At 71.7% G+C, this 23107-nt stretch carries 25 protein-coding genes; 10 read left to right on the plus strand and 15 right to left on the minus strand.

Annotated elements, in window-relative coordinates:
• Window positions 1–86: 86 nt before the first annotated feature.
• From ACGF3A_RS36725 to ACGF3A_RS36750, 6 genes are all read right to left on the minus strand, one after another.
• Complete coding sequence (locus ACGF3A_RS36725) at window positions 87–1739, minus strand: beta-N-acetylhexosaminidase (protein WP_393734837.1); 1653 nt, start codon at window positions 1737–1739, stop codon at window positions 87–89.
• Window positions 1740–1774: 35 nt separating this feature from the next.
• On the minus strand, window positions 1775–2599 hold the full coding sequence (locus ACGF3A_RS36730; RefSeq protein WP_393734838.1) for a carbohydrate ABC transporter permease: 825 nt from the start codon (window positions 2597–2599) through the stop codon (window positions 1775–1777).
• Window positions 2600–2622: 23 nt separating this feature from the next.
• Window positions 2623–3621 carry a carbohydrate ABC transporter permease gene (locus tag ACGF3A_RS36735; protein WP_393734953.1) on the minus strand — a complete coding sequence of 333 codons (999 nt, stop codon included), beginning with the start codon at window positions 3619–3621 and terminating at the stop codon, window positions 2623–2625.
• An 8-nt stretch (window positions 3622–3629) separates the two neighbouring features.
• Window positions 3630–4928 carry an extracellular solute-binding protein gene (locus tag ACGF3A_RS36740; protein WP_393734839.1) on the minus strand — a complete coding sequence of 433 codons (1299 nt, stop codon included), beginning with the start codon at window positions 4926–4928 and terminating at the stop codon, window positions 3630–3632.
• A gap of 185 nt (window positions 4929–5113) precedes the next feature.
• Window positions 5114–5677 (minus strand): hypothetical protein, encoded by a 564-nt coding sequence (locus ACGF3A_RS36745; RefSeq protein WP_393734840.1) that lies wholly within the window; start codon window positions 5675–5677, stop codon window positions 5114–5116.
• A gap of 70 nt (window positions 5678–5747) precedes the next feature.
• The gene (locus tag ACGF3A_RS36750) at window positions 5748–7526 is read right to left on the minus strand and encodes a S8 family serine peptidase (RefSeq protein WP_393734841.1); all 1779 of its coding nucleotides are present in this window, start codon (window positions 7524–7526) and stop codon (window positions 5748–5750) included.
• Window positions 7527–7901: 375 nt separating this feature from the next.
• Between ACGF3A_RS36750 and ACGF3A_RS36755 the strand changes: the two genes are divergently transcribed.
• Window positions 7902–8342 carry an SSI family serine proteinase inhibitor gene (locus ACGF3A_RS36755; RefSeq protein ID WP_393734842.1) on the plus strand — a complete coding sequence of 147 codons (441 nt, stop codon included), beginning with the start codon at window positions 7902–7904 and terminating at the stop codon, window positions 8340–8342.
• Between the two features lie 128 nt (window positions 8343–8470).
• Here ACGF3A_RS36755 and ACGF3A_RS36760 read toward each other — a convergent pair whose 3' ends face one another.
• The gene (locus tag ACGF3A_RS36760) at window positions 8471–9457 is read right to left on the minus strand and encodes an NADP-dependent oxidoreductase (protein ID WP_393734843.1); all 987 of its coding nucleotides are present in this window, start codon (window positions 9455–9457) and stop codon (window positions 8471–8473) included.
• A 69-nt stretch (window positions 9458–9526) separates the two neighbouring features.
• On the opposite strand from ACGF3A_RS36760, the gene ACGF3A_RS36765 reads away from it, so the two are divergent.
• Window positions 9527–10477, plus strand: coding sequence for a GlxA family transcriptional regulator (locus ACGF3A_RS36765; protein WP_393734844.1), 951 nt, complete (start codon window positions 9527–9529; stop codon window positions 10475–10477).
• Window positions 10478–10545: 68 nt separating this feature from the next.
• Complete coding sequence (locus ACGF3A_RS36770) at window positions 10546–10887, plus strand: ArsR/SmtB family transcription factor (RefSeq protein WP_393734845.1); 342 nt, start codon at window positions 10546–10548, stop codon at window positions 10885–10887.
• Between the two features lie 32 nt (window positions 10888–10919).
• Here ACGF3A_RS36770 and ACGF3A_RS36775 read toward each other — a convergent pair whose 3' ends face one another.
• Together ACGF3A_RS36775 and ACGF3A_RS36780 are read right to left on the minus strand one after the other, a co-directional pair.
• Entirely contained in the window at window positions 10920–11252 is a 333-nt protein-coding gene (locus tag ACGF3A_RS36775; RefSeq protein ID WP_393734846.1) for a YciI family protein, read from the minus strand.
• 42 nt (window positions 11253–11294) lie between these two features.
• Window positions 11295–12296 carry an AraC family transcriptional regulator gene (locus ACGF3A_RS36780; protein WP_393734847.1) on the minus strand — a complete coding sequence of 334 codons (1002 nt, stop codon included), beginning with the start codon at window positions 12294–12296 and terminating at the stop codon, window positions 11295–11297.
• Window positions 12297–12421: 125 nt separating this feature from the next.
• Between ACGF3A_RS36780 and ACGF3A_RS36785 the strand changes: the two genes are divergently transcribed.
• Window positions 12422–13180 (plus strand): ANTAR domain-containing response regulator, encoded by a 759-nt coding sequence (locus tag ACGF3A_RS36785; protein ID WP_393734848.1) that lies wholly within the window; start codon window positions 12422–12424, stop codon window positions 13178–13180.
• A 46-nt stretch (window positions 13181–13226) separates the two neighbouring features.
• Complete coding sequence (locus ACGF3A_RS36790; protein ID WP_393734849.1) at window positions 13227–13595, plus strand: nuclear transport factor 2 family protein; 369 nt, start codon at window positions 13227–13229, stop codon at window positions 13593–13595.
• 42 nt (window positions 13596–13637) lie between these two features.
• Here the strand turns inward: ACGF3A_RS36790 and ACGF3A_RS36795 are convergent, their stop codons facing one another.
• Window positions 13638–14213, minus strand: a complete 576-nt coding sequence (locus ACGF3A_RS36795) for a hypothetical protein (RefSeq protein WP_393734850.1) — start codon at window positions 14211–14213, stop codon at window positions 13638–13640.
• A gap of 135 nt (window positions 14214–14348) precedes the next feature.
• Here ACGF3A_RS36795 and ACGF3A_RS36800 point away from each other — a divergent pair, with 135 nt between their 5' ends.
• From ACGF3A_RS36800 to ACGF3A_RS36815, 4 genes are all read left to right on the plus strand, one after another.
• A complete protein-coding gene (locus ACGF3A_RS36800; RefSeq protein WP_393734851.1) occupies window positions 14349–14945 on the plus strand; it encodes a hypothetical protein in 597 nt (198 codons plus the stop codon).
• A gap of 84 nt (window positions 14946–15029) precedes the next feature.
• Window positions 15030–15662 (plus strand): TIGR03086 family metal-binding protein, encoded by a 633-nt coding sequence (locus ACGF3A_RS36805; protein ID WP_393734852.1) that lies wholly within the window; start codon window positions 15030–15032, stop codon window positions 15660–15662.
• A gap of 199 nt (window positions 15663–15861) precedes the next feature.
• Window positions 15862–16716, plus strand: a complete 855-nt coding sequence (locus ACGF3A_RS36810) for a PP2C family protein-serine/threonine phosphatase (protein ID WP_393734954.1) — start codon at window positions 15862–15864, stop codon at window positions 16714–16716.
• 76 nt (window positions 16717–16792) lie between these two features.
• A complete protein-coding gene (locus tag ACGF3A_RS36815) occupies window positions 16793–17782 on the plus strand; it encodes an MASE1 domain-containing protein (RefSeq protein ID WP_393734853.1) in 990 nt (329 codons plus the stop codon).
• 23 nt (window positions 17783–17805) lie between these two features.
• On the opposite strand, the gene ACGF3A_RS36820 is transcribed toward ACGF3A_RS36815, so the two are convergent.
• From ACGF3A_RS36820 to ACGF3A_RS36835, 4 genes are all read right to left on the minus strand, one after another.
• Window positions 17806–18648, minus strand: coding sequence for a hypothetical protein (locus ACGF3A_RS36820; protein WP_393734854.1), 843 nt, complete (start codon window positions 18646–18648; stop codon window positions 17806–17808).
• A 203-nt stretch (window positions 18649–18851) separates the two neighbouring features.
• Window positions 18852–19547, minus strand: a complete 696-nt coding sequence (locus tag ACGF3A_RS36825; RefSeq protein ID WP_393734855.1) for a hypothetical protein — start codon at window positions 19545–19547, stop codon at window positions 18852–18854.
• A 111-nt stretch (window positions 19548–19658) separates the two neighbouring features.
• Entirely contained in the window at window positions 19659–20510 is an 852-nt protein-coding gene (locus tag ACGF3A_RS36830) for a M55 family metallopeptidase (protein ID WP_393734856.1), read from the minus strand.
• Window positions 20511–20585: 75 nt separating this feature from the next.
• Window positions 20586–21284, minus strand: a complete 699-nt coding sequence (locus ACGF3A_RS36835) for a ComEA family DNA-binding protein (RefSeq protein ID WP_393734857.1) — start codon at window positions 21282–21284, stop codon at window positions 20586–20588.
• A gap of 106 nt (window positions 21285–21390) precedes the next feature.
• On the opposite strand from ACGF3A_RS36835, the gene ACGF3A_RS36840 reads away from it, so the two are divergent.
• The gene (locus tag ACGF3A_RS36840; protein ID WP_393734858.1) at window positions 21391–22026 is read left to right on the plus strand and encodes an SMI1/KNR4 family protein; all 636 of its coding nucleotides are present in this window, start codon (window positions 21391–21393) and stop codon (window positions 22024–22026) included.
• 34 nt (window positions 22027–22060) lie between these two features.
• Here ACGF3A_RS36840 and ACGF3A_RS36845 read toward each other — a convergent pair whose 3' ends face one another.
• Window positions 22061–23077 (minus strand): AraC family transcriptional regulator, encoded by a 1017-nt coding sequence (locus tag ACGF3A_RS36845; RefSeq protein ID WP_393734859.1) that lies wholly within the window; start codon window positions 23075–23077, stop codon window positions 22061–22063.
• Window positions 23078–23107 lie beyond the last annotated feature (30 nt).

Consider the following 23107-nt stretch of genomic DNA (forward strand, 5'->3'; position numbering starts at 1 on the left):
TCCGAGCTGTCCCTTCGGGAGCGGAATACCGTGCTTGGTGAGTGTTGGGCAGGAGCCGGGGAGGCCGGGTCAGCCTCGGTGCTTCCTCACACGATCGGGGGCGGCCCTTCGAGCGGACGTCCGGGAACGCCGGGGCGACGCTGCCACGGATAAGGGCCCGACGGCGGACGGTAGTTCACGCCGAGGGCGTCCAGGCGCGGGTAGTGGGCCTCCGTCATGCGCCGCTCGAAGTCGGCGAAGTCCCGTTCCTCCGGCACCGGCAGGGCCGACCACGCGACCTCGGCGAAGGCGCTGAGCCGGGGGAAGACCTGGTAGTCCAGGCGCTGCCGGGTGTCGGTGCACTCGGTCCACATGTTGGCCTGCGTGCCGACGACGTGCCGCGCGGCCGGGGTCCCGGCCAGCCGCGGGGGCAGCGGCTCGAAGCGGTAGACGTCGCGCAGCGTCCGTACGTAGCCGACGGGCGCGGGCTCCTCCTCGCCCTCCGCCTGCCGGAAGTTGAGGTACACCTGCTGCTCGGGGCACATCACCACGTCGTGCCCGGCCTCGGCGGCGGCGACGCCGCCGGAGTAGCCGCGCCAGGACCAGATGAGCGTCCCCTCGGGGATCTCGCGGTCCGCCGTGGGTTCGCCGGAGGGGGCGGTGCGGGGGTCGCGGCTCTCCAGGATCTCGTCCCAGCCCGCGAGCCGCCGCCCGCGCGCGGCCAGCCACTTCCCGAAGTGCCGGTTGAACCAGGCCTGGAGGTCGCCGGGTTCGCTCAGCCCCTCCTCCGCCATCCGCGCGCGGGCCGTGGCCGAGGCGCTCCACTGCTCGGTCGGGCACTCGTCGCCGCCGACGTGGACGTAGGGCGAGGGGAACAGCTCCAGGACCTCCTCCAGCACCTCCTCGTAGAAGCGGAGGACGGCGTCGGTGGGCGCGAGGACGGTGGGGTTCACGCCCCACTCGGTCCACGGCTCCAGCGCCTCCGTGTCGATGACGTCCGCGTTCCCCAGGAACGGGTAGGCGGCGATGGCGGCCTGCGAGTGCCCCGGGATGTCGATCTCGGGGACGACGGTGATGTGGCGGTCGGCGGCGTAGGCGACGATCTCGCGGATGTCGTCCTGCGTGTAGAAGCCGCCGTGCGGCTGGGGGTCCCACATGTCGCCGTCGCGGTGGCCGACGCGGGAGCGGGGGCGGGTGGCGCCGACCTCGGTGAGGCGCGGGTGCTTACGGATCTCGATCCGCCAGCCCTGGTCGTCGGTGAGGTGGAAGTGGAAGACGTTGAACTTGTGCGCGGCGAGCAGGTCGAGCGTGCGCAGCACGCCGTCCTTCGGGGTGAAGTGCCGGGAGACGTCGAGCATGAACCCGCGCCACGCGAAGCGCGGCTCGTCCTCGACGTGGACGGGACGGAGCCGCGCCTCCCGCGCTCCGGCCCGCCGGTAGAAGTCGGGCGGCAGGAGCTGCCGGAGCGTCTGGACACCCCAGTACGCTCCGGCGGCCGTCCCGCCGGTGATCTCCACGCGCCCGGCGCCGACGGTGAGGCGGTACGCCTCCTCGCCGAGGGCGGGGTCGAGGGAGAGGACGAGGGCGCCGGTCTCGTTCCCGTCCGGCGGGAGCAGGGGCAGGGTGGGCAGTTCGCGCCGGAGCTGCCGGGCCACCTCTTCCGTTCCGGGGCCCGCGCGCAGCGCCGTCCTCCCGTCGAGGACGAAGTCCTCCCCTTCTCCCTCTCGGACCAGGCGGGGGGCGGGGATCAGGTCGTGCATGGTGTTCCTTCCGTACGGGAAGCGAGTGCGGGGCGTCAGTCCTTGACGGCGCCGCCGAGGCCGGAGACCAGCCTCCGGTGCACGGCCACGAAGAAGATGAGGACGGGGATCGTCATGACCGTGGAGGCCGCCATGACGCCGCCCCAGTCCGGGGTCTCCTTGTCGTAGAAGACCAGCAGGGCCATCGGCAGCGTCTGGTTCGCCGGTTCGCTGATGATGAAGGACTTCGCGAAGAGGAAGTCGTTCCAGGTCGAGATGAAGGAGAAGACGCTCGTCGCGACCAGGCCGGGGAGGACGAGCGGGAAGAGGATCTGCCAGAGGAAGCGGGTGCGGCTCGCGCCGTCGATGAACGCCTGTTCCTCCAGCGAGTCCGGCACCGCCTTCACGAAGCCCCGCAGCATCCACACGGCGAAGGGCAGTGAGAAGGCGAGGTGCGGCAGCACCAGCGAGACCAGCGAGTTGAGCGCCCCGAAGTCCCGCATGAGGAAGAACATCGGGATCGTCAGCGCCTCGACGGGCACCATCTGCGCGACGAGGAAGAGGATGAGCACCGTCGTACGGAGCTTGAAGCGGAAGCGGGTCACGGCGGTCGCGGCGAGGAAGGCGATCAGCGCCGAGACGAGGACGACGCTCAGCGCGACGACGACGCTGTTGACGAAGTACCGCCCGAAGTCCTCGTTCTCGAAGACCCGCCGGAAGGAGTCGAGCGAGGGCGAGAGCGTCCAGGGCACGGGCCGGTCGCCCCGTACCTCCCCGGCGGGCTTGAACGCCGAGAGCACCATCCAGTAGAGGGGGAAGGCGACGACGACGGCGATGAGCAGCGCGCTCAGCTCGGCCGCCGTCCGCCAGGGCTTCTGCATCAGTGACTTCACACCCAGCGATCTCACAGCTCTTCCCCGTTCCGCCGCAGCAGCCGCAAGTACACGAGCGTCACGCCGAGCAGGATGAGCAGCATGACGATGCCGATCGCGGAGCCGAGGCCGTACTGGGAGGAGGAGAACGCCTTCTGGTACGCGTAGACGTTGAGCACGAGGTTCTGGCCCGCGATGCCGCCGCCTCCCGTCATGACGTAGATCTGGGTGAACACCTTGAAGTCCCAGATGATCGACTGGATGGTGACGACGATCAGGATCGGCCGCAGCATCGGCGCCATCACGCTGCGCCAGATGCGGAAGACGCTCGCCCCGTCCAGCGACGCGGCCTCCAGGACCTCCGCCGGAATCGCGCGGATGCCCGCGTACGTGGTGACCATCACCAGCGGGAACGAGCACCAGACGACCTCGAAGAAGACGAGGGCGAACGCGCTCATCCGCTCGTACGTCCAGGAGTGGTCGCCGAGGCCGAGGATCCGGTTGACGGGGCCGAAGTCGGGGTCGAAGAGGAAGACCCAGACGGTGGATCCGGTGATCGCGGGCGTGGCCCAGGCGCCGAGCGCGGCCAGCATCAGCGCCAGCCGGGGCACGGCCCGTACCCGGGTGAGCAGCACGGCCAGCGAGCAGCCGACGACCAGGGTGCCGACGACGCAGGCGGCGGCGAAGACCACGGTGGCCAGCAGCACGTCCCAGAACTGGCTGTCGCCGAGCAGCTCGGAGTAGTTGGCGAAGCCCAGGAACTCGGCGGGTTCGCCGCCGCTGGCCTGGGCCTGGGTGTAGTCGAAGAGGGAGATCAGGCCGAGCTGGTAGATGGGGTAGACGAGCAGTCCGCCGATGACCACCAGCGCGGGCAGCAGATAGAGCCAGGGCGTCCAGCGGGGGTGGCGCCGCGCGGCGGCACCGCGCCGCTCCCGTCGCCCGCCCCTTCCCCTTCCCCTTCCCCCTCCCCCGTCCTCCGGCCCCGGGGCCGTGGCGGACGGGGACGCCACGGCCGTCGTCGTGCCGCTCACCGTGCCGCTCACTTCACGAAGACCTCGTCCATCTTCTTGGCGGCGTCGCCGGAGGCGCCCTTGACGTCCTTCTTGCCGCTGACGATCTCCTGGAACATGCCGGGGAGGATCAGCGAGGCGTCGATCTCGCCCCAGGCGGGGCTGACGGGCACGAACTTCGTCCCGGCGTCGAGGGTCTCGACGAACGGCTTGACGAAGGGCTCCTTCTTGGCGACCTTCGCGCGGGTGTCGCTGAAGGTGGGCAGGAAGCCCATGGCGGCGAAGAGCTCCTCCTGGGTGCGCTTGCCCGCGATCTCCTTGAGGAAGTCGACGGCGAGCGTGCGGTGCTCGCTGCTCTTGAGGACGCCGATGTTGTTGCCCCCGGCGAAGGCGGGCGCGATGGTGTCCTTCTTGACGCCGGGCAGCGGGACGACGCCGTACTTGCCCTTGACCGCGCCGTCCTCCATGGCCTGGCGGTTGAAGTCGCCGCCGATGGCCATGCCGGCCTTGCCGCCCGCGAACGCCTCGACGGTCTCGTTGCCGCCCATCTTGGCGCACTTGCCCGCGGGGCAGTTGTCGTCGCCGAACAGGCCGGTGTAGGCCTTGATCCCCTTACGGGCCTCCGGCGAGTCGACGGCCGAGGCGAACTCCTCGCCCTTGGGCTCGGCCAGTTCGCCGCCGTGGGCCCAGACGAAGGGCATCGCGCCGTACGTGTAGGCGCCGCCGACCGCGATCCCGTACAGCTCGGGCTTCTTCTCGCGGATCTTCTTCGCGGTGGAGGCGATCTCGCCGAGGGTCTTCGGCGGCTTGAGGTCCAGCTCCTTGAAGACGTCGGTGCGGTAGTAGAGCGCCCGGACGCCGACGAAGAGGGGGGCGCCGTACTGCTTGCCGTCGACGGTGACCGACTCCTTGGCGGTCTTGTCGGTCTGCGCGGTGGCGCCCCAGTCGCCGAACTCCTCGCTGATGTCCGCGAGTCCGCCGTCGTTGACGTACCCGGCGGTGTCGGTGTTGCCGTACTCGATGACGTCCGGGGCCGACTTGGGGTCGTTGAGCGCGCCCTTGATCTTCTCGGCCCGGCTGTCGACCGGGATGTACTGGACGTCGACGGTGACGTCCTCGTGCTTCTTCTCGTAGCGGGAGACGACGTCCTCGACGACCTTCTCCTTGGGCTTGTTGCCGACCTCCCGGAAGAGCCAGACGCGGAGCTTGCCGCTCTTCTCGTCCTCCTTCGCCCCACCGTCCGAAGTCGACGGCGCGCAGCCCGCGGCGGCGAGCCCGGCCATCCCCAGCGCCGCCACCGAGGCGGCTATCCGCACGGACACCTTCACGACGTCACCCCCAAGTTCCGTTGCAGTATGCGCAATGCGCGTTTCGCGCTGCACAACATGCGCAGGAGGCTACGAGTTCCGTGCCCGCGCGGCAATAGGTCCGGACCTGTTCATTGGATGAGCGGGGCACAATGCACGAAGGGCCCAGGCCACCCTTCCCGTGGCCTGGGCCCCCTCAGGTGCCGTTACTGGAAGCGCTGCCCCTCGATCTCAAGGAACTCGACGCGCTGGGCGAGGCCGTTGTAGTGCGCGAAGAGGTACTGGCCCGGGATGCTGAACGACCGCTGGATCAGGTCGATCTGCTGGAGACCCAGGTTCTGCACGGGCACGATGCCGATGCCGTGCAGCTCGACGTAGAGCGAGACGGGCTGGTGCGGGTCGGTCGCGACCCGGATCTGGATGCGCTGGACCTGGACGCGGACGAGCTGCGCGCCGGACTGCTGCTGCATCCCCGGCTGCATTCCCTGCTGCAGCCCGGGCTGCTGCTGGCCGAACTGCTGGAGCAGCGACTGGAACGGCTGCTGCTGGCCGAGCTGCTGGAGCTGCTGCTGCAGCTGCGGCGGCACCTGCTGGCCCTGCTGGCCGTACGACTGCTGGCCGATGGGCTGCTGCTGGCCGATGGGCATCTGGCTGATGGGCTGGAAGCCGTGCTGACCGTAGGACTGCTGGCTGAACGGCTGCTGGCCGATGCCCTGCTGCTGCGGTGAGGTGCCGATGCCGCTCATGCCGACGGGTGCGTACGAGGACATGCCTGATCTGCCTTTCGCTCGGTGATGTGGTGACTGGTGATGCGCGGCGCCGGGGCGCGCCGCCGACGGGTCAGCCGTCGTTGGTGACGACCACTCCCACGACGGAGTCGTCGGCGGCGTCGTACCAGACGCGCACGGAAGGCCGTCCGTCCGCGAAGGCGGCGTGCACCGCCTGCCGGACGTGCGGCGCGGGGTCGGTGAGGCCGCGCCACGCGCCGTCCACGTAGAGCCGCAGCGTGGAGGCGCTGTCGCGCGGGTAGGGGACGAGCTCGTCCCAGAAGCGCTCGGCCGTGCCCGAGGCCACGCGCTGCGGTACGAGGTACGACACGAGGGCGCGGATGTCCGGACGGGTGCCGATCCGCTGGGAGTCGGGGCGGCCCGGCGCCTCCTGCTGGGGCGATCCCGTCGCCCGGAGCAGTTCGCGGGCGCGCTCCGGGGTGAGCGGCCCGAGCCCGGCCGTGCGCAGCATCCCCTGGAGGGAGGCGAGCACCCCCGCCGTCATCGCCGCGGCGGGCGAGGTGCCGGAGAACGTGTCCGTGTACCAGACCTCGTCCTCGGCGCCGCCCTGGAGGTCGCCGCTCCGGTTCCACGCGCCGCCCGTCGTGGTGACCTCGTGGCCCCAGCCCTGGGCGTCCAGCCGCGTCCCGAAGTTGGAGAACGCCAGCCGCGAGCGGTCGGGCCCGTGGTCGCGGCCGTGGGTGCCGGGCGGCGGCGCGCCCGCGCCGACCACCAGGGCGCCGGAGGAGGGGCCCGCGGGGTTGAACGGGTTGTGCCACCAGGCCGGGAAGCCCTCGGGCCGGGTCTCGTAGACGGCGTCGTCCAGGCTGTCCGCGCCGTTGCCCGCCGCCTCGACGACGAGGACGCCGCGCGCGGTGGCGTAGCGGATCGCCGCGTAGTCGTCGGGCCACCACTCCAGCGGGATGTGGCCCCGCTGGTCGTCGCGCTCGGCGTACTCGAAGCGGGGGCCGGGGCGGTGCAGCGGCAGCAGGAGCAGATCGCCGGGCGCGAGCCGGTCGGCGATCTCCTTGACGGCGCGCGCCGTGCCGATGCCGTACGGCGAGAGGCCCGCGGTCACCGCCTCGGGGACGATCCCCACGGTGCCCGTGCCGGTACGGCTCGCGCTGAGGACGCCCAGCACATTGGTGCCGTGGTTGCGCCAGGCCAGGTCCTCCACGGGCGTCCCGCCCGCCGGTCCGGCGACGCGGTGGCTCAGCCCCTGGTGCCCGAAGAGCCAGGCGCCCTCGACGTCGACGAGGGTCACACCCTCGCCGGAGCCGCCCGCCTGGCGCCAGGCCCAGGCCGCGTCCACGCCCTGCGGCGCGGGCAGGAGATACCCCTGCCGCCCGCTGAAGTCGGGGGTGACGACGGCCTTTTCGCGCTGTTCCTCGTCGTTCTCCCGCCCCTCGCCGCCACGAGCACCCTCGTCCCCCGGGCCGCGGGTGGCGGGCAGGGCGCTCGGCTTGACGTAGGCGGTGTCGATCTGGGGCAGCGCCGCGAGGCGTGCCGCCAGCTCCTCGGCGCGCTCCTCCGCGCCGCGCACCCGGTAGAAGAGGGTGAGGTCGGGGAGGCTCTCGCTCCCACGGGGCAGCCCCGTGAGCGCCGCCGCGACCTGCTCCTCGCCGCCGAAGAGCGGCTCCAGGGCGAGTTGTTGATCCGTCAGGAACATCTGGAGCGCCGAGGTGTCCGACCCGTTCGCGGACCGGGGGCCCGCGGCGTCGGCGCGCAGCCCGGCCTGCGGGCTCGCGAGTACGATCAGCTCCCGTTCCACGGGGTGATAGGTGAAGCCCGCCCCGTCCGGTCCTGGGTCCTGCGAACCGGCAAGGGGGCCGGGGTGTCCGGAGTCGACCATCGTTCCACTACTCCCCATCCGATGAGTGAGCGTGAGCGTGCGGTACGGCCGATCGGCTCGGGTCCGGGACTCTTCCGTCGCCAGCGCCAACCCTGCTGCGCGGCGCGGGGGGCTGTCCAGGAGCATTTCGGGCCACTGCGGCGGTACGGGGCGTGACGACGTTTTCCGGCCGGTTCGGGATGACGGACAGTCCGTGGAGGACCCCTCACGAAATCTCCACAAAGTCCCGAATCGCCCTGGCCGGAGGCGCCACAATCAGCCACCTCGCCCACACCGAGAGTGACCTGAGGTGCGGGGGTGCCACCCAGCCGGACGCCCGCGTCGGAGAGACTCCCTTCCGCAAGGTCCGCAACCATATGTGAAGGGACAATTACTGTGCGCACATTCACCAAGCGGGCGGCGGCGGGCGCCGCGGCGGTCGTGAGCTGTCTGGCCGTCACGGCGGGCACGGCTTCCGCTGCACCCGCGGCTCCCCGGGCGGCCTCCGCGGGCACCTCGACGCTCGTGCTCGCCGTCGGCCAGAGCGGCTTCACCGGCACCATGGTCCCCGCCCGCGTCGTGACGCTGGAGTGCGGCGCCTACGCGCCCGGGGGCGACCACCCGGACGCGGCCCGCGCCTGCGACGACCTGAACCGCGTCGACGGCGCCTTCTCCAGCCTGGTCGGCCTCAGCAGGAACGAGGCGTGCACCAGGGAGTTCAGCCCGGTCAAGGTCACCGTGGACGGCTACTGGAAGGGACGGCACGTCAACTTCTCGCACACCTTCGAGAACGCGTGCGTGAAGCGGCTCAACGCCTCGTACCTGTTCCAGTTCTGAGCGGGTGAGCGGGTGAGCACGTGAGCGCATGAGAAGAGGCCCCGGACAAGTCTGGTGTCCGGGGCCTCGGCCTGTTCCGAGGGGGCTACCCAGCCGTGCGCCGGGCACGCCTCCCGGCGCCGCGCGTCTCAGAGGGTGAGCACGAGCTTCCCGACGGTGCGGTTGGTCTCGGCCAGCTCGTGCACCTTCGCCGCCTGCTCCAGCGGGTACGTGCCCGCGATCTCCGCGCGCAGCGCTCCCTCGCGCGCGAGGTCCGCGACGGCCCGCATGCCCTCCTGGTCGGCCTCGACGATCATCACCTCGCCGCGCACGCCGCGCTGTTCGGCGGCGCTCGACAGCGTCCGCATCGCCTCCGGACTCGGCACGATGGTCACGAGCGTGCCGCCCTCGCGCAGGGTGCTCAGCGAACGTTCCGTGTAGTCGTCGCCGACGGTGTCCAGGACGACGTCGACGTCCCGGACGGCCTCGGCGAAGTCCGTCGTGCGGTAGTCGATCACCTCGTCGGCGCCGATGCCCCGGACGAACTCGTGCTTGGCGGCGCTGGCCGTGCCGATGACGTACGCGCCACGCGCCTTGGCGATCTGGACGGCCAGGTGGCCCACCCCGCCCGCCGCGGCGTGGATCAGCACGCGCTGCCCCTCCCGTACGCCCGCCGTGTCGACGAGGGCCTGGTACGCGGTGAGCGCGGCCAGGGGCAGCGCGCCCGCCTGGACGTGGTCGAGGCCCTCGGGCTTGGCGACCAGGGACCTGGCGGGCGCGACCACGTACTCGGCGAAGGCGCCCACCCCGTCCGGGTAGGGCAGCATGCCGAACACCTCGTCGCCGGTGCTGTGCACGGTCACGCCGGGGCCGACGGCCTCGACGGTGCCCGAGACGTCCCAGCCGAGCACGAGGGGCAGCGGCACGGAGACCGTGCGGCGGGCCTGCCGGTTCTTCCAGTCGGTGGGGTTGAACCCGGCGGCGCGGACCCGGACCAGGACCTCCCCGATCCCGGGCTTCGGGCGCGGGATCTCGACCTCCTGGAGGACCTCGGTCCCGCCGAACTCGTCCTGCCGGATCGCGCGCATCGTGGGCTGCGGGGACTGCGGGGGCTGCGTGGAATCGCTGTTGCTCATGCCCCCAGGTTCCCGCCTGAGCGCTCCCGGGAAAATGGCAAGATTGCCATCATTCGATAGACTCCTGCCATGCATCGAGTCGTCGTCCTCGCCCTCGACGGTGTCTATCCGTTCGAACTCGGCATCCCCCAGCGCGTCTTCGGCACCGCCGGGGGGCGGTACGAGGTGGTGACGTGCAGCGCCGACGGGCACCCCGTCCGGACCACGTCCGACTACGCGATCGCCGTGTCGCACGGCCCCGAGGCGCTGGAGACCGCCGACACGGTGGTGATCCCGCCCTCCGCCGTGACCGAGGCGGCCGACGTCGCCGGGGCGCTGGCCCGCATCCGCCCCGGCACGCGGCTCGTCTCGATCTGCACGGGCTCGTTCGTGCTCGCCTCCTCGGGGCTGCTGGACGACCGCCCCGCGACCACGCACTGGATCGAGGCCGACCGCTTCCGGCGCCGCTTCCCCCGGGTGCGGCTCGACCCGAACGTGCTCTTCGTGGACGACGGCGACGTGCTGACGTCCGCGGGCGCGGCCTCGGGGCTCGACGTCTGCCTCCACCTCGTCCGCGAGGACCACGGCAGCGAGGTCGCCAACCAGGTGGCCCGCGCCTGCGTGGTCCCGGCCTGGCGGGACGGCGGCCAGGCGCAGTACATCGAGCGCCCCGTCCCCGAGCCCTCCGCCGAGAGCACCGCGCCCGCCCGCTCCTGGGCCCTCGCGCACCTGCATCTGCCGCTCACCCTCGCGGAGCTGGCGGAACGGGCGCAGATGAGCGGCCGTACGTTCGCGCGCCGCTTCCAGCGCGAGGTCGGCGTGAGCCCGGGCCGCTGGCTGATCCAGCAGCGCGTCGAACGCGCCCGCCATCTGCTGGAGTCCAGCGACCTGTCCGTCGACCACATCGCCCGCGAGGTCGGCTTCGCGACGGCCGCCTCCCTGCGCCAGCACCTGCACGCGACACTGGGCGTCTCCCCGCTGGCCTACCGCCGTACGTTCCGCGGGGCCGCCCAGGGAGCTGCCCACGGAGCCGCGGGGTGACCTGAATCTGCCCCTCCGTTGTCCCAACTGCCCCCGAAATCCCGGGAGAACGCGCGTAGAGTGGTCCCATGGGCCATGGAGTCACACCACCGCGCACCCGTCTCGCCCTGGAGAGCGCGCCGAAGGTCGCCGCCACCCTCCAGGCCCTCTCCACCCCGTCCCGGCTGCTGATCCTCGCCCGCCTGCGCGAGGGCCCCTGTCCCGCCACGGAGCTGGCGACGGCGGTCGGCATGGAGCAGTCCGCCTGCTCCCACCAGCTCCGCCACCTCCGCGACCTCGGCCTGATCGCCGGCACCCGCCAGGGCCGCTCGGTGGTCTACGCGCTCTATGACGACCATGTCGCCGAGCTCCTCGACCAGGCGCTCTACCACGTGGAGCACCTCCGCCTGAGCCTCGCGGGCGGCACCTGAGCCGGTGCCGGTCACCCGTCTCCCGTCACCCGTCACGGCGCCTCGCGCAGCGGCCACACCTCCACCACGCCGTGCGCGACCGCGCAGGGCGTCCGCGAGACGAGCCGCACGGCCTCCTCCAGGGACGCGGCCTCGATGATGCCGAACCCGGCCACGGGGAGGTCCGAGGAGAGGAAGGACCCCTCTTCCACCGTCGTCCCGGCGCCCTCGGGGTTGCGCACCCGCACGGGTGGGCCCGCGATGCCCAGCACGGCCCCGCCCTCGCGCAGCCGCGCGTCATGCGCGTGTGCCTCGTCCCGTACGGCCTTGCCGGTGCGGTCGTAGCCGTCCTGGTCGCCGTATCCGATCGTCACGAATTTCGCCATGCCGTACAGACTCTCCGACGCGCCCGGATTCATCGCTCCCGTTCAGTGGCGCAGCTCCCGCGAGGGCAGCGTGCCGTACCGCTCGCGGTAGCGTGCGGCGAACCGCGAGGGGTGCAGGAAGCCCCAGCGCAGCGCGATGTCCGCGACCGTGGTGCCCGGCGCCTGCGGCTGGGCGAGGTCCTGCCGGGCCCGTTCGAGGCGCAGCCGGCGCAGGAAGGCCAGCGGCGTCATCCCGTACTGGCTCTGGAAGGCCCGCTGGAGCGAGCGGACGCTGACGCCCGCGGCCCGCGCCAGCTCCGTGGCCGTGAACGGGTGCGCCGGGTCCGCCTCCATCGCCTCCACCGCCCGCTTGACCTGACGGGGCGCGGGCGCCGCCGGATTCGCGAGCGCCTCGGCGTACTGGTGCGGGGCCACGTGCAGCATCGTCGTCAGCAGCGCGCTGCCCAGCCGCTCGGCGACGCTGGGGCGGCCCAGCGTCGCGTGCGGACCGGCGAGTTCGTCGGCGAGCATCTGGCACTGGTCGAAGAAGAGCCGCACCGGCCCGTCGCACCCGAAGGAGAAGGGGAACTCCAGCGGCTGCGTGACCGAACGCTCCAGCTCCCCCTCCAGCTCCTGCTGGAGCGCGTACCGGTCGAAGCCCAGGATCAGCACGTCGCTGTGGCTCGCCAGATGCGATTCGGCCCCCGCGAACGGCCCGACCATGGTGCCCGAGCGCCGCCCCTCCTCCACGCACCCCGTCTTGTCCTGCTGGGTGAGGACCATCTTCCCCGAGCGCGGGAAGCAGAGCGAGTAGAAGCTCCCCTGGGGCGGCGCCATCCAGGAGCTCTCCGTGCCGAAGCCCAGCAGCCCGACGTTCACCGGGCCGACCCGCGCCGCCTGCATACGGAAGGCGAAGTCGGCCACGTCCGCCAGGGGACGGTAGGTCAACGCGACGCCGTAGAAGGCCGTCAGGAGGGAACGGGCCGCGTCCACATCGTCCGACCGCAGCCGGAAGGTGAGCCCCGGATCCGGGGTAGTCGGAGGGGTGTCGTCCCGGTATGCCATCGCTTCTCCTCCGAAGCCCTCAGGCCCCGACGCTTCGTGGCTCAGTTTGGCGCACAGCGGCTTCCCTGGTGCCCCGTATACCGAATTCACTGAACTCCATGGACGAGGAAGGAGAAGACAGTCATATGCCTCACCCTCTGGCTCTCGACGCCACGGACGAATCGGTCCAGCCCATGGAACGCGAACGGCGTACGGTAGCCGCCCTGCTGGAACTGTCCACGGCGGCACGCGACCGCGGCGAGGACGAGCACCTGGACCTGCTGCTCGGCCACGCCCGGCGGACCCTGGCCCCGTACGGCCCCGTGCAGCACCTGGCCGCGACGGTCCTGCCCGGCGCGAAGCCGCGCGTGACGACCGAGACCGCGCACACCCTGTGCGCCCTTGAGGAGCGCAACGGCCGCGGCCCGCTCGCCGAGGCGCTCGCCGGGCGCACCGCCGACGACGCGCTCCTCGCCGACGGGCCGGGCCAGCGCTGGCCGGCCCTCGCCGCGCACGCCCGCGGACTCGGTCTCCACCGCCTCGTCGCGCTCCCGATGTGCGCCCAGACCGAACCCGGCGGCACCCCGCTCGGCGCACTCCTCGTCTTCCGGCCGCAGCACGACCCGCTCCCCGAGCGCCCCCGGTACCTGCTGCACGCGCTCACGGTCGCCACGGCCGTCCAGATACGCCAGCGGATGACCCGGGAACGCATAGCCGAGCTGCAGCACGCGCTGGACAGCCGGGTCCTGATCGAACAGGCGAAGGGGATGCTCGCCGAACGCTCCGGCCAGACCCCCGACGAAGCCTTCGCGGCACTGCGGCGGTACGCGCGCGCCAACCGCCGCAAGCTCCACGACCTGGCGCGCGCCATCCTCGACGGATCGGAGCGCGGCCCGACCCCCTGACCCCTCAGTTGACCTTCACACCGGTATCAAGGTTCACCATGCCGTCATGACTTCCGTGACAGGCAGCACAGACGACAGCCTCACCGAGCTGCTGGCGGCGTACATCTCGGTGTGGAACGAGCGGGACCCGCACGCCAGACAGACGCTCGGTACCGAGGTCTTCACCCCGGACGCGTACTACGTGGACCCCAACGCCTCGGCCCAGGGCCGACCGGCGATCGACGCCTACGTCGCGGGCTGGCAGGAGCAGTTCCCCGGCTGCGTCTTCGTCCTCGGCGAGGTGAGCGGCCACCACGAGGTCGCGCGCTTCGGCTGGAGCTTCGGCCCGCCCGGCGGACCTCCCGCGGGCACGGGCGGGGACGTCGTGGTGATCGAGCGGGGCCGCCTCAGCAGGATCTACGGCTTCTTCGACTAGGAGGCTCCTGATGGATCTCCGCGGCCCGCCCCGGACGCCCGTCTACCGCTGGTTCTTGGCGATCATGCTGGCCATGCCGAAGACGCCGCCGCCCGCGATCGCAAGGCCGAGGAGGGCGAAACCGGCCTTGAGGCCCTTCCACCAGAACTCGGCGGGGGCGCCGGGCTCGTGCTCGAACATCGCCTCCAGCAGGTCACTGCCGCCCGCGTCGAGGAGCACGAACACATAGCCGTTGCAGGTGCCCATGAAGACGGCGAACATCGCGAGCAGCGCGGGAGCGACGTACGCGCTCGGGTTGGGCCCGCCCACCTTGCCCGCGATCCCGCCGACGGCCACCGCGAGCACGAGCGCGAAGACCACGTACATCACGCGCAGGCCGACCTTGGAGAGGTCCTCGTAGCTGGCGAGGAGGAGCCCGGCGAAGAGGGTCGCGCCGAAGCCGGAGACGAGCCAGCTCAGCAGGAACGCCTTGACGCCGCTGCCCTGCCGCTGCGGCGGGAAGGGCATCGGCATCGGGTAGCCGGGCTGCATGGGCTGGCCCATGGGCTGCATCGGCTGACCCATGGGCGGCTGCATCGGCGGCTGCATGGGCTGCTGCGGCGGCCAAGGCTGATTCATCTGTCGTCCCCCGTGGCTGAAAACCTGAGCTGAAAGCATGAACGTACGAGCGCCAAAGGTACCAAGGCCCCTCGACCGTATCCGGTACTCTGCGAGTGCTTTTTGACATGCACGGGCATCACCACGGGGGATCACATGCGCATACGCCGCGCCGCTGGCGCCGTCGCACTCGTTCTGGCCACCACCGCCGCGCTCTCCGGATGCGCCGACGATCCCAAGGACAAGGCGTTCGGCGGGCTCGGTGACGTCGATGGCTCGATACCGACGGGTGCGCCCTCCGGCCTCCCGTCCGCGCCGAGCGACATGCCGAGCCTGGACGACCCGGGAGCGTCGAGCGGCGGCGGCCTGGACGGCGGCACGGGCGGCGGCAGCACGGACCTGCCCACCTCGCCCTCGACGCCGTCGAGCGCGCCGACGTACAACCCGAGCGCGATCGGCGAGGTCAACGGCGAGAACTGCCGGTACAGCCGGGCGACGTCGCAGATCAAGTACGACGTCGACATCTCGAACTCGTCCACGGACCAGTCGTTCACGTACCGCATCTCGGTGCAGTTCAAGATCGGCAGCTCGCCGGACTCGTCGGTCGCGACCGTGCCGATCGGCACGGACTACGAGACGGTGACGGTGGGCCCCGGCGGCGATCGGACGCTCACGCTGGACCAGACGCACAGCACCAACCAGGGACTGCGGTTCTCCTGCCAGGTGATGACGGCGACGAAGTCGCCCTCGTAATCCGGCTCGTAATCCGGCTCGTGATCCGGCTCGTGGTCCGATTCCCGCCGGTGGGCGGGGCGGGGGCGCACACACACTTGCCGCATGCGTGTTCCCCAGGACTCCGATGACGCCCTGTCCGCCCTCCTCGACGACGCGCACGCGGGCTTCGCGCGCCGCGTGCGCGCGATCGGCCCCGGCCGCTGGGAGGACCCGACGCCCTGCCCCGACTGGACGGTCACGGATCTCGTGAACCACGCGGTGCAGGGCAACCTCGTCTACACCGCGCTCCTGGGCGGCGGGAAGGCCGAGGACTTCCTCACGTCGCTGGACGAGAACGCGCTCGGCGACGCGCCGTCGGAGTCCTTCGAGCGGGCGGCGGCGTCCTGCGCGGCGGCGCTGCGCGAGCCGGGGGCCCTGGAGAGGGCCGTGGACTATCCGTTCGGCCCGGCCGTGGGGCGCAAGCTGCTGGGCCTGATGGTCACCGACATGACCGTGCACGCCTGGGACCTCGCGCGGGCGGTCGGGGGCGACGACCAGCTCCCGCCACGCCTCGTGACATGGATCAGCGCCCACGTCGAGTGGCTCTATGACGGGATGGACGAGAGCCCCCTCTCCCCCGCCAACAGCTTCCGCTACTACGCGGCGCCGCTCCCGCCCTCCTCGTCCCCGGACGGACCCCAGGAGCGCCTCCTCCGCCTGATGGGCCGCGACCCGGAATGGGTGGCGGACGGCTGACGGGAAGAGTGGCAATGATCACAGGCGCGGCCGGAGGGATGCCGGAGGGATGCCGGACGCGGAGGGCGAGGCCGATCCGGCCCGGGGGCGCGTCGAGGGCGGGGCCCTTAGGATTACGGGGCGAGACGCCGCGGGGGCAGCGTCTCCGCGGCCCGGCCCGTAAGGCACGGCACGGGCCCCGGACGATCTCGGAGTGGCCATGGCCCGGCGCCGCCCCCGCGCGGTGAACGCCGACGACCTGCTGACCAGGCTCGGACGGCTGACCGCCCAGGCCCGCGAGCGGATAGAGCTCCAGCAGGCGCGGGTCGAGCTGGCCGAGGCCCTGCAGCGCGGCATGCTGCCCGCCGAACTGCCCTCGCTGCCCGGCATCCGGATCGCCGCCCGCTACGTGCCCGCGCGGCACGGGCTCGACATCGGCGGCGACTGGTACGACGGCTTCCAGCTCCCCGACGGCTCCCTCGCCTTCTCCATCGGCGATGTGCAGGGGCACGACGTCGAGGCGGCGGCGTTCATGGGCCAGATCCGTATCGGGCTGCGCGCGGTGGCGACCATGGCGCCCACCGCCTGCCCCGGCGAGGTCCTGGAGCGGGCCAACGAGCTCCTGCTCGCCACCGGCTCCGAGCTCTTCGCGACCTGCGCGTTCTTCCGCTTCGACCCGGTCACCCGGATGCTGGCGGGCGCGCGCGCCGGGCACGTCGGCGCGGTCTGGGCCACGGTCGACGGGCGGGCCGGGGTCATCGAGGACGAGGGCGGCCTGCCGCTGGGGATCCAGCCGGGCGAGGCGTACCCGGTGACGCGGCGGCGGCTGACGGCCCCCGGCGCGCTCGTCCTGCTGACCGACGGCGTGGTCGAGGGCCCCTCGCTCCCGATCGAACAGGGGCTCGCACGGGTCGCCGAGGTCGCGGGAACGGGCGCGGGGGCGGCGGCGGAGGAGCTGGCCGCCGAGGTGATGGGCGTCGCCGCGCTCAGCGACCACACGGACGACGCGGCGGTGCTGGTGCTGCGCCACGACGGCGTAGGGCCCGCGCCTGCGGGAACACCCGCGGAAACGTAATCGAACGGAAGACGGACCCTGACGGCAGGGCGCGTGTCACAGCCGTACGAGCCGCACGGCGTTGTCTGATGACGGAGTGCCCAGCTCGAACCCGTTCCGCTTCCGGAAAACCAGCCTCACCGCCCTGGCCCGCGTCCTGGTGGTCGCGCTCGCCTACTACGCGGCGGGGCGCGTCGGCCTGCTCAAGCACGTCGAGGTCGAGGGCGCGATCGTCACGCCGCTGTGGCCGCCGACCGGCGTCGCGCTGAGCTGCCTGCTGCTGATGGGGCTGCGCGTCTGGCCCGGGATCGCGCTGGGCACGTTCGGAATCATCCTCACGATCAGCTCGCCCGACGCGACGGGACTAGTGATCGCGACGGGCAACACCGTCGCGCCGATCGCCTCCTACCTGCTGCTGCGCCGCGTCGGCTTCCGCCTCGAACTCGACCGGCTGCGCGACGGCCTCGCCCTGGTCTTCCTCGGGGCGCTCGCCGGAATGCTGATCAGCGCCACGACGGGCCCCTCGCTGATGCTGGCCCTGGGGCAGCTGGAGCCGGACACGTACTGGCCGGTGTGGTCGGCGTGGTGGACGGGGGACGCGATGGGAGTGCTGGTCTTCACCCCCCTGCTCCTCCTCGCCCGCAAGCTCCGCATGCCGAGGGACCCCGTGCGGGTGGCCGAGGGAGCGGGGCTGGCGGTGACCGCGCTCGTGCTCACGCCGCTGGTCATGACGTCGGAGCTGAGCCTCCTCTTCCTGACCTTCCCCCTCCTCGTCTGGAGCGCCCTGCGCTTCCAGCTCGCGGGCAGCGCCCCCTGTGCCGCGCTCGCCTCGGTCGCCGCGACCTCGGCGGCGACGGACGAGGCGGGCCCCTTCGCGGGCCACAGCTTCCTGGAGGGCATGGTCACCCTCCAGGCCTTCAACGGCTCGGTCTCCCTCACCGCCCTCCTCCTCGCGGCCCTGGTCACCGAACAGCTCAACATCCGCCGCAGCGTCGAAAGAGCCTGCCTGGAACTGACAGAACTGGTCGAACACCTCTCCCCGGGCCGCGCGGGCCGCCAGAGCCGCAGCTGGCCCCCGCAGCGCTGAGGGCCGTACGGCCCGGTCGTGCGTCAGTCACGGTTGACCGACTGGACCTCTTGGACGGCGATCGGCTGCTCGTTGGCGAAGTTGCCGTCGGGGAGTTTGTCGCCGGTGCCGTCGGTGCCCTTCCATTCCGCGTTCCAGACGACGGACGCCTTCATCGCGTACGTCTCGCCCTTGGGCGTGGACCGCAGATACGTCATGCCGCACGGCGGGGTCTTCTTCGCGTTGCCCTTGGTGTACGGGGTGCCGATCGTGCCGTCTTCTCCGGCCTCGCACTCCCCCGACGCCGGGTGCGTCTCCGCGTCCTCGGTCCCGGGCTCCAGCTTCAGCGACCCCGGCTCGACCGTCGTCGTCGCCGACAGCTCCACGCCGCCGCCGAGATCGATCGAGGCCGTCACGGAGAGGGGCTTGAACGTCCCCTTGTCCAGCCATGCCCAGGTCGGGAGCCGTACCGTCTGCTTGTTCTTCGGGTTCAGCTCGACCTTCGTCTCCGGCACCTGGATGCGCTGGTACGCGAGCGCCGCGAGGATCTTCGTGTCGATCGCCCCGGGAACGTCCGGCTGCTCGCCCTTCTTCACCCAGAACGGCAACTCGGTGCAGGACTCCCTCTTCGCCGCGTCCTTCTCGTTCGGATTCGGCACGGCGGCCCAGAACATGCCGTCGCCCTGCTTCTTGAGGTTGAAGTTCTTGTAGTCGCCCGTCGTGTACTTCTCGCGGATCGACCCGTCGATCTCCTGCTTCTTCCCGCCGTTGTCGGGCTTCTTGCCCGTCAGCCCGTACGGAGACTCGTCGACCTCTTTCTTGAGCTGCTTCGGCGAGTACATCGGGGCGTACCAGCACGGCGGCGGCTCCCAATCCGCCCCGGGCACAGCGAGGTTCCCTCCCCCACCGTTCCCGTTCCCCCCGCCTCCACTGAACTGAACGGTCCGCTGCCCCCGCGACTCGGCCGAGTAGTTGCCGCCCTGTTCCTGTTGACCTTGCGCATCCCGGTTACGCTTGTCCGCTTGCGCCTGGTGCGCTCCGCCCACGAGGCCGAACATCACGAGTCCGGACAGCACCACTGCGTGGCTCCTCAGCTTTTGCACTGGTCCACCGCCTTGCTCTTCAGGTCGAAAGACCGGGCGGGCCAAGGCTCTCCCGCCTTCGACGGCTTCTGCATGACCAAGGTGAAGTGCAGGTAACTCTCATCGCTCGGCTTGGAGCGGAGCACCTTGCCGCTCTTGACTTCCTTGCTGAACAGCTTCGACTGGTTCGAGCAGAAGGTGACCTGCGCGAGCTTGCCGTTCGCGACGTCTCCGACCTTCTCCCGGTAGTACCGCTCTTCTCCGGTCACGGTGAACTTGTCCTCGACGTCCATCTTCACCGTGGACGTGGCGTACTTCTGCGCGCTTTGCAAAGGAACCGAATGCTTACCGATGAGCGGGTCCTTGGGATTCTGCGAGGTCGTCCCATGCATGAGGGCCCGCATATAATCCGCCGCCCCATCAAGCGCACCCGCCTTCTCCGGATCCGAAGGCCTCTTCCAGTCGAAGGTCAGCTTCAGATCCGAGGGCAGTTTGATGTCCGACGTGCCGAAGTCCGAGCCCGCGTTCTTGGTGGGGGAAGAGGGAGAAGAGGACTTCGCCGGCTTCTTGTCGTTTCCGGCGCCCTCGATGTTGTCGGCCTTGTCGCCTCCCCCGTCGTCGCCGCCCCCGCATCCCGTGAGCAGCAACGCGGTGGCGGCGGCGAGGGCGGTCAGCGAGGTGGTGGCGGTACGGCGGTGTCGCACGGGGCGCTCCCTGTGGGGCGGGGGTGACGGGCGTGACGTGGCGCGCAACCGACCGTAGCAACAGTAACCAGGGCGTCGCTCCCCGTATTCGATGTCCGCGATTCAACTACCTCAGCAGTACGGCGCCTGCCCCGTCACCGAGTACGCGACGCCCGAGAAGACCCCGAAGAGGCGGAAGAGCGCGGGCACTTCGCCCGTGACCTCGACCGTACGGGCGTCGTCGGCGCGGCGTGTGACGCCCGGGATGCCCTCCAGCTGCTGGGCCACGGACGCCGACTGCCAGCGGACGGCGAGCGTGTGCGGGGTCGTGTCGCGGGGAGGGCGAGGAGGGCGGGGGTCAGCGGTCGCGCGGCGTACGCCCTCCGCCGCGGCCTCCTCGATGAGTTTTCGGGCCTCGGCCGCGGGGAGGAGGCGGGCCGCGAAGCGGTCGCGGGCGTGCTTCACGGGGGCGGTGACCACGCGCGTGTCCCACTCGGCGATCTCCGCGCAGGCCACGTCGTCGCCGGAGAGCATGACGACGGGGACGCCGAGCGCCGTGGCGGTCGCGTAGGCGAAGCCGATCTCGCCCATGGGGCGCTCGTCGAGCCACATGTCCTCGATCTCGTGGCCCATAAAGCTGTGGCTGAGCACGCCGAGCGCGCCCGCCCGCGCGTGGTAGCCGACGCAGAGCATCGCGTCGAAGCCGTCGTCCAGGTCCTGCACCATGCCCATCGGCTTCGGCTTGCCGCGCACGAGCCCGGCCTCGGGGTGGATCCGGTCGGCGAGGAGGTTCCGCATCGTGCTGTGGCAGTCGTTGACCAGTACGGAGTCCGCGCCCGCGGCGAGCGCGCCGCGCACGGCGGCGTTGACGTCCTCGGTCATCATGACCCGGCCGTGCTCGTAGTCCCGGCCGCCCATCTGCACGTCGTCGGCGCCGACCAGCCCGGTCACGCCCTCCATGTCCACGCTGATGTAGATCCGCACGCCGTCCTCCGCCCACCAACACTCGCCGAACCGATCACCCGACACGGTACGGGGAGGCGGGAACAGGCCCGGCTGTCAGGCCCCGGGCGGGAGGAAGACCAGGCGGTCGGCTATCTGGTCGAGGTGGTGCGGGGGCAGGCCCATCGTCACGGAGAGGTCCTCGACGGAGGTGAAGCCGCCGACGTCGGCCCGCCTCCGGACGATCTCGGCGGCCTTGGTCACCGACACCCGCAGCGTGCGGGCGAGCACCCAGCTGGGCACGTTGTTGACGTCCACGAGGCCGCCGTCGGGGAACTCGCGGCCCTCGATGTCGGCCCGCCCGATCTGCAGTTCGCGCGCCTGCGCCGGGTCGGACTCGGCGAGGGCCCGCGCCGCCTCGCGCGCCGCGCGCGCGTCGTCGCGGGCCGCGAGGACGGCCTGCTGCCGGTCCTGGAGCGCGCGCTGCCGGGGCGTGGTCCGGCCGCCGGGGTCGCCCCAGACCATGTTCCGGATCGCGAAGGTGTGGCCGCTGCCGACGACGATGTTGAAGAGCAGACCCGTCGCGAACAGCCCCTCCTGCGTGGACGACACATCGGGGTCGAACAGGAAGACCAGCGCGGTCGCCCCGAGATACGGAACGGTCAGCAGAGCCTGCGCGAGCTTCTTCGTCCGCACGGCCGCGTGAATCATCACCGGCACCGTCCCGAACCCCAGCGTGAGCACGGGGATCAACGCCCACAGCACACTGCCGATCAGCCGCGGCAGCCGCCCCGTGTCCCTCTTCCCCTTGCTCATTCCGATCCCCCGATCCGGTTCCGCCGATAACGGACGCTCCGTCCCAGAATAGGCGAGACCCCCGGCAGAGAAGAGTTGTCCACAGGCGCTGATAGGTTGCGGCCGCATGTGGCGGGAGATTGTGGACGGGATTCCCGGAGTACGGGCCGGAGCGCCAGGCGCGGAAGAACTCGTCGAGCAGGTCGAGGAAGGGCTGGGGCACACGCTGCCGGAGGTGCTCCGGGCGTTCCTCCTGGACGTCGACGGGGTCGAGGACGCGTACGGGACCGAGTTCGTGTGGAGCGCCGAGCGGGTGCTGGAGGACAACGCCGCGTTCCGGGAAGAACCGCAGTTCCGGGAGTTGTACGCGCCCTTCGACGACCTCGTCTTCTTCGGGGACAACGGCGGCGGCGACCAGTTCGCGTTCCGGCGCGCACCGGACGGCGTCGCACACGTGCTCGCGTGGGACCACGAGACCGATCACCGCTACGTGATCGCGACGTCGTTCGCGCAGTTCCTGCGCGACGCGCTCACGAGCGACGGCGGGGACTGGTACGTGACCCGGCGCGAGGAGATGGTCACGCTCGTACGGGCGCTGGCCGAGGCCCGTACGACGGAGGCCGAGGCGGACGCCGCCGTCGACGCGCTGGAGGCGCGCGTGCCCCATCCCGCCGTCACCGACCTGATCTTCCACCAGGATCCGCCGCTGACCGCCGAGGAGGTCGTGGACCGGGCGATGGCGTACCGGCCTGTCGCTCTGTGAGCGCGCCGAGTGCCTGCGCGCCGAGAGCCCGCGCTCACAGAGCCCGCGCTCCGAGCGCCTGCGCTCCGAGAGCCCGCGCGCGGTACTCCCCCGGCGTCACCCCGCACTCCTTGCGGAACGCCAGATGGAAGCCCACCTGGCTCTGGTAGCCGACGCGCGCCGGTACGGCCGCCAGCGGCACAGCACCGTCGCCGAGGAGCGCACGGGCCTCCTGGAGGCGGCGGAGCTGGAGATGGCGGGCCGGGGGCTCGCCGACGAGGGCGTGGAAGAGGCGGGAGAAGGCCGAACGGGACATCCCCGCCTCGCGGGCCAGCGTCCCGACGGTCCAGGGGCGCGCGTACGCGCCGTAGATCGCCGCGAGCGCCCGCCCGATCCCGGGATGGCGCAGGGCCTGGAGCGCGGGGGAACCCTCCGCCAGCCGCTCCATCGCGGTCCGCAGGGCGAGCACGAAGACCATCTCGAAGGCGCGGAGCGAGACGAGCCGCGCCCCCGGCGCCGTACGCGGCAGCTCCGCCGCCAGCGCCGCCAGCGTGCCGCGCAGCAGCGGCTCCTCGGCGAGCACGGCCCGCCGCAGGACGAGGACGCGGGGCAGGGCGCGGTAGAGGGCCGGTTCGGCGGCGGCGTCGTACCGCAGCGTCGCGCAGAGCATCTCCGTGTCCGCCGCGCCGCCGTCCTCTCCGCGAGCGTCCCCCAGCCGCACCGTGCCCGGCCCCGGTCCCGGTCCCGGCCCCGCGGACGGGAGCAGCGAGGCCAGCGGGGCCGCTACGCCGCCCTCCCGCGACGCGAACATGTGTGCCGTCCCGTACGGGAAGAGCGCGAGGTCGCCTTCCTCCAGGGTCACGGGCGCCTCGGACGGCTCGTTCGCGAACGTCACCACGCACACGCCCCGCACCATGTGGTGCAGCACCGCGCTGCTGTCCTCGTGCCCCGCCACCGCCCAACGGCCGCCCGCCAGCCACCTGCTGACGTACAGGCCCGTCAGCCGCAGCGGGCCGAGGACGTCGCTCAGGACGTCCGGCTCCGAGTCCGAGTCCGAGTCCGAGTCCTCCATCGTGGACGATCCTTAAATCATCGGCGTCAG

The sequence above is a fragment of the Streptomyces sp. NPDC048172 genome, assembly GCF_043202595.1.
Lineage (GTDB): Bacteria > Actinomycetota > Actinomycetes > Streptomycetales > Streptomycetaceae > Streptomyces.

Coding starts and splice junctions, on each gene's coding strand:
- ACGF3A_RS36725 (WP_393734837.1), bottom strand. CDS start 1,739: ATGCACGACCTGATCCCCGCCCCCCGCCTGGTCCGAGAGGGAGAAGGG.
- ACGF3A_RS36730 (WP_393734838.1), bottom strand. CDS start 2,599: ATGCAGAAGCCCTGGCGGACGGCGGCCGAGCTGAGCGCGCTGCTCATC.
- ACGF3A_RS36745 (WP_393734840.1), bottom strand. CDS start 5,677: ATGTCCTCGTACGCACCCGTCGGCATGAGCGGCATCGGCACCTCACCG.
- ACGF3A_RS36750 (WP_393734841.1), bottom strand. CDS start 7,526: ATGGTCGACTCCGGACACCCCGGCCCCCTTGCCGGTTCGCAGGACCCA.
- ACGF3A_RS36760 (WP_393734843.1), bottom strand. CDS start 9,457: ATGAGCAACAGCGATTCCACGCAGCCCCCGCAGTCCCCGCAGCCCACG.
- ACGF3A_RS36765 (WP_393734844.1), top strand. CDS start 9,527: ATGCATCGAGTCGTCGTCCTCGCCCTCGACGGTGTCTATCCGTTCGAA.
- ACGF3A_RS36770 (WP_393734845.1), top strand. CDS start 10,546: ATGGGCCATGGAGTCACACCACCGCGCACCCGTCTCGCCCTGGAGAGC.
- ACGF3A_RS36775 (WP_393734846.1), bottom strand. CDS start 11,252: ATGGCGAAATTCGTGACGATCGGATACGGCGACCAGGACGGCTACGAC.
- ACGF3A_RS36780 (WP_393734847.1), bottom strand. CDS start 12,296: ATGGCATACCGGGACGACACCCCTCCGACTACCCCGGATCCGGGGCTC.
- ACGF3A_RS36785 (WP_393734848.1), top strand. CDS start 12,422: ATGCCTCACCCTCTGGCTCTCGACGCCACGGACGAATCGGTCCAGCCC.
- ACGF3A_RS36790 (WP_393734849.1), top strand. CDS start 13,227: ATGACTTCCGTGACAGGCAGCACAGACGACAGCCTCACCGAGCTGCTG.
- ACGF3A_RS36795 (WP_393734850.1), bottom strand. CDS start 14,213: ATGAATCAGCCTTGGCCGCCGCAGCAGCCCATGCAGCCGCCGATGCAG.
- ACGF3A_RS36800 (WP_393734851.1), top strand. CDS start 14,349: ATGCGCATACGCCGCGCCGCTGGCGCCGTCGCACTCGTTCTGGCCACC.
- ACGF3A_RS36805 (WP_393734852.1), top strand. CDS start 15,030: ATGCGTGTTCCCCAGGACTCCGATGACGCCCTGTCCGCCCTCCTCGAC.
- ACGF3A_RS36810 (WP_393734954.1), top strand. CDS start 15,862: ATGGCCCGGCGCCGCCCCCGCGCGGTGAACGCCGACGACCTGCTGACC.
- ACGF3A_RS36835 (WP_393734857.1), bottom strand. CDS start 21,284: ATGAGCAAGGGGAAGAGGGACACGGGGCGGCTGCCGCGGCTGATCGGC.
- ACGF3A_RS36840 (WP_393734858.1), top strand. CDS start 21,391: ATGTGGCGGGAGATTGTGGACGGGATTCCCGGAGTACGGGCCGGAGCG.
- ACGF3A_RS36845 (WP_393734859.1), bottom strand. CDS start 23,077: ATGGAGGACTCGGACTCGGACTCGGACTCGGAGCCGGACGTCCTGAGC.